Source organism: Acinetobacter sp. NRRL B-65365, from assembly GCF_001605865.1.
GTDB classification, from domain to species: domain Bacteria; phylum Pseudomonadota; class Gammaproteobacteria; order Pseudomonadales; family Moraxellaceae; genus Acinetobacter; species Acinetobacter vivianii.
Genome location: NZ_LRPD01000087.1, coordinates 1 through 1367, shown reverse-complemented (window position 1 = coordinate 1367; position 1367 = coordinate 1). Strand labels below are relative to the sequence as shown.

The following is a 1367-nucleotide window of genomic DNA, read 5'->3' as shown; positions in this document are numbered from 1 at the left end:
CATGAATATCTAATTTGGTTGAAAGAATTGATTTCAACAACTTTATAAATTTTATTTTTAAATTTGATTATTTTGTTGAGATAAGCACTATCTAGCTCCTCCCAAATAGAAAAATTGAAAAACTCATAGGTATCAGCATAGATCCATAGCCAATTTGAAACTTTTTTTAATTCAATGGAGTTAAAAGCTGTATCTTTGACTTTCTTGAGCTTATGCAAATTCATATCTTCATCCTGAAGAACTAGCTCTATAATTTCCATAATTTGAACCACTAAAAAAAGGTGGTCTAGCATAACCAATCTTTATACCTTTTTTCATCTCATATAAGTCTTTTATCAGAAATCCTTAAGTTATTTTTAGGTGCTGCAGGATAGAACTTTCAATGGATTGATCAACCGATCCGACACGTCTTTAAGGATTCAGCCCAACTATGATGTTTACACCGAGTACATTCCTGATCGATTGCATTCAATATTTTAGTCTCGCCACATTTCATGCAAGAATAAAAGGTATTTAATTTAAGCGTCGTAGCTTTACAGTAATGTTCCGGGAAAAGAGGTAATCCCCATTTAACATCTTTATTTTCATAGTACAGCATACTCAACGCTCCATCTGTCTCTAGCAGTGCGGTTCTGACTTGGCCTAAATGTTCAACATTTTGTTGTCGCATTTCTGAAAAAAACTCATCATGAGAATAGCTTTGTTTAAGAAAATCTTTATAGACAAGGAGGCCTTCCTTAACTACACAAAGAGCTTTTCCTTCTAATAGGTCCTCTATCTTTTTTTGTTTTACCATGCTCCAGGTTGTCAATCGATAGAGAGTCAAAATAATAATAAATGCAGTTACCGCATGGATAATTGGAAGATCTTCAGTAAACATAGGATCGCCTGCTGCCGAACCTAAACATAAAATAATCGCAAGCTCGAAAATCGAAAGCTGTCGAATACCTCGTTTACCAGATAATCTTAAGAAACTAATAATGACAAAGAACATAACAACACAGCGTACGATGATTTCTAAAAGGAAGATCCAAGTAGTATCACCAATAAAAATCTTAAAAAGATCCATTTTTTCTATTCCTATTCAAGAAAGATTTCTTATCTAATTCATAAAATAAAGGTTTTTAAGTAAAAAATAGTGGAGATGAGTAGTAATTTATTTATCTTGGTTGTAGGAGTATTAAAAAATATAATTCATTGATTCTAAGGTGGAAAAAAATAAAGTTTGTTGAGGTATAGCGGTAAAATACTATTTTACTTTTTTAAAGTAGACCTTTATACTTGGTTTTAGATATAAATTTTCAAAAGAAGTTGAAACATTTTATTAATTGGAAACTTAAATTTTACTTGTTGCATCACAAATAATA

General features: G+C 31.1%; 2 protein-coding genes. Both read right to left on the bottom strand.

Going from position 1 to position 1367, the window contains the following annotated elements; genetic code table 11:
- A partial coding sequence (locus AWW72_RS18740; protein WP_047429173.1) for a hypothetical protein occupies nucleotides 1-260 on the bottom strand: 260 nt, incomplete at its 3' end.
- Nucleotides 261-391: 131 nt separating this feature from the next.
- Nucleotides 392-1069 (bottom strand): DUF421 domain-containing protein, encoded by a 678-nt coding sequence (locus tag AWW72_RS18735; protein WP_047428634.1) that lies wholly within the window; start codon nucleotides 1067-1069, stop codon nucleotides 392-394.
- Between the last annotated feature and the right edge of the window lie 298 nt (nucleotides 1070-1367).

Coding starts and splice junctions, on each gene's coding strand:
- AWW72_RS18735 (WP_047428634.1), bottom strand. CDS start 1,069: ATGGATCTTTTTAAGATTTTTATTGGTGATACTACTTGGATCTTCCTT.